Annotated in this window: 4 protein-coding genes and 2 pseudogenes; all 6 read left to right on the top strand. The window is 31.0% G+C overall.

The window, feature by feature from the left end; all coding sequences use genetic code 11:
• Positions 1–138, top strand: a pseudogene (locus tag CD036_RS13340) (UTP--glucose-1-phosphate uridylyltransferase); the annotation flags it as partial.
• A gap of 14 nt (positions 139–152) precedes the next feature.
• Positions 153–839, top strand: a complete 687-nt coding sequence (trhA, locus tag CD036_RS08985; protein WP_103388480.1) for a PAQR family membrane homeostasis protein TrhA — start codon at positions 153–155, stop codon at positions 837–839.
• 225 nt (positions 840–1064) lie between these two features.
• Positions 1065–2393, top strand: coding sequence for a multidrug efflux MFS transporter SdrM (gene sdrM, locus CD036_RS08980; protein ID WP_103388479.1), 1329 nt, complete (start codon positions 1065–1067; stop codon positions 2391–2393).
• Between the two features lie 173 nt (positions 2394–2566).
• Positions 2567–3022, top strand: a complete 456-nt coding sequence (locus CD036_RS08975) for a SepA family multidrug efflux transporter (RefSeq protein WP_021458992.1) — start codon at positions 2567–2569, stop codon at positions 3020–3022.
• Between the two features lie 117 nt (positions 3023–3139).
• A pseudogene (locus CD036_RS13335) lies at positions 3140–3256 on the top strand (hypothetical protein); the annotation flags it as partial.
• A gap of 302 nt (positions 3257–3558) precedes the next feature.
• Positions 3559–4623, top strand: coding sequence for an iron-sulfur carrier protein/transcriptional regulator SalA (gene salA / locus CD036_RS08970; RefSeq protein ID WP_002509227.1), 1065 nt, complete (start codon positions 3559–3561; stop codon positions 4621–4623).
• The last annotated feature ends 304 nt before the right edge of the window (positions 4624–4927 follow it).

The raw sequence follows: 4927 nt of genomic DNA, 5'->3' as shown, positions 1-4927 counted from the left end.
ATTTTTAAATATGCGAATAGCTTTGTGACTTTACAAGTTAATAGGGATGAAGAATTTTCGCCATTAAAAAATAAAGAAGGTAAGGATAGTGTTGAAACAGCTACAGCCGATTTAAAACGCATGAATATTATAGACTAAGGACGGTAATGAGCATGACAGAATCTACAAATTCAAAGCATGATCATAAAATAATGGAAACATTTAAAGACATCATACCGTTGTCGTTTGGTGAAGAAATAGGTAACTCGGTGTCACATGGTTTAGCTGCGTTAATAACGTTATGTATTTTACCTTATGCTGCTGTGCGCTGTTATTTACATGGTGATGCATTACTATCATTTAGTGTTTCTGTATTCGTAATTAGTATATTTTTGATGTTTATTGCATCAACTGTGTATCATGCGATGGCAAATCAATCATCTCATAAGTACATTATGCGAATTATTGATCATAGTATGATTTATATTGCGATAACTGGTACTTATACGCCAATTTGCTTGTCACTAGTAGGTGGTTGGTTAGGATGGACAGCAATGATTATCTTATGGGGAATCACCTTATGGGGAATTTTATATAAATCACTAGCGAAAAAAGTAAATCATAAGCTAAGTTTAGCCATGTATTTAGTTATGGGCTGGGTAGGTGTATTATTTGTTCCTGTAATCATCATGAAAACATCCGTGATATTTATGTTATTTATTTTATTAGGTGGTTTAGCTTATACCGGTGGTGCATGGTTCTATGCACAAAAAAATCGACCATATTTCCATATGATTTGGCATATTTTTATTGTGATAGCTGCAGCATTTCATTTTATAGGTATTGTATATTTTATGTAATTATTAAATAGGTTTATGAGCCTGTTTATTGAATAGAAAGAGAAAGTAATCAAAGCGTTGTATTTTGATTACTTTCTCTTTTTTCGTTAATTGAATAATTAAATTAGGGAAAAACTATTAGTGAAATATATGATTAATTAACGTAAAATACCTTTATAATAAATTAAAGAGGTTACTATTTGATTATAAAAAGAAATAAATTTATTGGTAAAGTGAGGCATTGATATGAATTTGAAGTCTTGTGGTATTGTCATCGCACTTGTGTTAATTATGTTTATGTCTGCGATAGAAACTTCAATTGTGTCATTAGCATTACCTACAATGAAAGTAGAGTTCAATGTTACATCTGAGATTTCACTTATTTTTGCTGTATATTTTATGGCTATTGTAATTGCTAATCCAATAGTTGGAGAATTGTTAGACAGGTATAAAATAATTTATATTACAGTTAGCGGTTTGTGCTTGTTTATGCTGGGCAGTTTATTGGCTGGAATAAGTCAAACGTTTATTATACTTGTGTTATCAAGACTTATTCAGGGATTAGGTGCAGGCGTAATGATGGCATTGGGGCAAATTGTACCTAAATTAGCTTTTGAAATACCGTTAAGATATAAAATAATGGGTGTTATCGGAAGCGTCTGGGGTATCTCTAGTATTATAGGGCCAGTATTAGGTGGTGCTATATTGGAATTTGCTACTTGGCATTGGTTATTCTTTGTGAATATACCTATAGTAATTTTGGCAATTATACTAGTAATTGTTACCTTTAATTTTGATAACGAACAAACTCAGTCCAAAGATACAGATTTTAAAGGTATGACCCTTTTTTATCTGTTGATTTTCGTCTTTTTATCAGCTGTCATGAGCCGTTTCGCGTGGGAGATTAATCTTACTTTGCTATTCATTACAGTGATTGTAGGTTACTTGTTATTCAAATATGAACACAAGGTACAATCTCCATTCGTTCCTGTGTCTGAATTTAATCCAACTATCATTGTAATTTTTGTTACAGATTTTATCTATGCAATGATGTTAATGGGGTATAATTTATATATGCCAATTTACTTGCAAGAGCAATTACACTTATCCCCATTACAAAGTGGCTTTATAATATTTCCAATTTCTATTGCATGGTTAGCATTAAACTTCACCTTAGGCACTATTGAAGCTCATTTTACTAGAAAAGGTTTATATTTATTCGCGTTTACTATGTTATATGTATGTGGTGTGTTGATAATATTAGGCACACATATGCCTGTTTTTATAGCAGGGAGCTTGTTATTTGCAGGTGTCAGTTTTGGAATTGTTTATACTAAAGATAGCGTTATTACTCAAGAGGAAACAGATCCATCATATATGAAACGAATGATGTCATTATATACTTTGATTAAAAGTTTAGGGAGTTCAATTGGCGCTACACTTATGGGTGTTATATATGCGATGGAAATAAGCTATGTGCAATTACATATACATAATATTATTTATGCAACATTTATATTTTTAACTGTTCTAGTTATTTTATGGGTGTCGCTAAATCAAAGAATAAAAAAATAAGTTAGAACAATATTTTGATGGTAGTTATTATTCATGGTTATAATTATTTGTATTTATAACTTTAGTTAGTTTTACTTTGCGTGTTAGTATATATTATGCAATAAGCCGATTAATAATTAATCAAGATTAACATTTGAATTGTAGTGACTAAAACTAGGAGGGCAAGAAATGCAATGAAGTTTATAAGATACTTTTTAACAACATTAATTGTTCTCACAATTTTTATCGTCTCCGGCGCAATTTTCTTGTCCTTTTTAGGTTTTGGTTTATTTGGATTAAGTCGAATTCTTATTTATCTACAATTGGCGGATTTTGGATATAATAAAGGTTTTTATGATAATTTGATTTACTATGGTAGTTATATCGTATTTGGTTACTTTACGTTATTTGCCATAGAGAATTTAATGGACTATTTTCGCAAAAAATTACATGATAGTCCATATTTTCAAGGGTTCACGTATCATTTAATAACATTTGTAGTAACAACGATGCTTTTTTATTTTGTAGTGCATATACATTATAGTTATATCAATATAGATTTTTGGGTTCTTGTTGTTATTATAGGTATTTTATTCATATGTAAAGAAGTGTTTTATCCTGATAGCGAAGACTTAAATAGTAAAAAATAAAATTTTTTAGGTATTTTAATTTTGCTTTGCTAACGAAATGAGGTAGCAATTAAATTTTAATAAGAGCTAAGGAGTGAATTTATGACTGGATAAAGTATTACTAAATCTATTAGAAATATGATTGTAGCAGTAATGGTTGTCAGTGCATTTGTAACAATCCTTAATCAAACACTATTAAATACTGCCTTACCTCAAATTATGAAGGGATTAGACATTACAGAAAACACATCACAAATGAGTTAATTCAACGTCAAGCATTGGCAGCAGGTGTTGATTTTACGTTTGCTATTGTGACAGGCTTAGTTATAATAGGCTTCATTTTGGCATTGTTTATTCGTGAAGATAGAGAAGCGGTAAATAATAGAGAAATATAATTATAAAATTAAAGCAGTTAGCTCGATACCAAAGAAATATTGAGCTAACTGCTTTTGTTGATAAAAAATAAACTATATACTTAATTTGAATTATCTTGAACAAATACAACTTACTTTTTGTTAGAATATATGTATGATTACATAAATTGAGGGGGACTTGCTGTGTTAACAGTAGAAGAAGTAAAATCTCTTGTTGGAAAAGTTAAAGATCCAATATTAGATGTACCATTAGAAGAAACAAAAGGGATTGTCAATGTAACAATCAAAGAAGAAATTGCACATGTAAGTGTGAAAATTGCTATTGCTCAATTAGGAGGACAACCGCAGTTAGATTTACAAATGGCTATTGTAGAAGTATTGAAAGAAAACGGAGCGAACACAGTTGGTATACGTTTTGAAGAATTACCTGCAGAAACAGTGGAATCTTATAGAGGTACATCTAAAGATCAACCACAAACAATAGAAGGTTTATTGTCTAAAGACAACCCTGTAGAGTTTATCGCAATTGCTTCAGGTAAAGGGGGCGTTGGTAAATCTACTGTAGCTGTAAACCTTGCAGTTTCATTGGCAAGAGAAGGGAAAAAAGTAGGTTTAGTCGACGCAGATATTTATGGATTTAGCGTACCAGATATGATGGGAATAGATGAAAGACCAGGTGTCGATGGCAAAGAAATTATTCCGGTAGAGCGTCACGGCGTTAAAGTTATATCTATGGCCTTTTTCGTTGAAGAAAATGCACCAGTAATATGGAGAGGGCCAATGTTAGGTAAAATGTTGACTAACTTCTTTACTGAAGTAAGATGGGGAGATCTAGATTATTTAATTTTAGATCTACCACCAGGTACTGGTGATGTTGCACTAGATGTACATACAATGTTGCCATCTAGTAAGGAAATAATTGTATCAACGCCACATCCAACTGCAGCATTTGTTGCAGCACGTGCAGGTGCAATGGCTAAACATACCGAGCATTCTATTTTAGGTGTAATAGAAAATATGTCTTACTTTGAAAGTAAGGAAACCGGCAATAAAGAATATGTCTTTGGTACTGGTGGTGGAGAGAAGTTAGCTGATGAATTACAAACTGAGTTACTAGGACAGCTTCCACTGGAACAACCCTCATGGAATCCTAAAGACTTCTCACCATCAATTTATCAAACAGAAGATCGACTAGGTAAAATTTATCAAGATATCGCTCAACAAATCATTGATAAAACAACCAAATAAAGCAGTGTAAAAACACACATATTTTTGTGTGTTTTTCTATTGCAATTTTTTGATTTGATGATACAATTATTTCTTGTGAGCCAAAAGAGATTGCAAGGCAGTTTCGTTAATTATTAGCTGACAAAAAATAATAAAAAGTTGTTGACTTGGTAGTCAAAACTTGATATTATAAAAAAGTCGTAAAAAACAACAAAAAAATTATTAATTTTTAAATTTAAAAGTGTAAAATTGATGCTTGATGAATTTAAAATATAATATTAGAATTATAAAAGTAATATTAATTACATGTTTGAAATATTAATTC

The sequence above is a fragment of the Staphylococcus arlettae genome (assembly GCF_002902345.1).
Lineage (GTDB): Bacteria > Bacillota > Bacilli > Staphylococcales > Staphylococcaceae > Staphylococcus > Staphylococcus arlettae.
The sequence above is the reverse complement of the archived record's forward strand: the minus strand, read 5'-3'. Positions and strand labels throughout refer to the sequence as shown.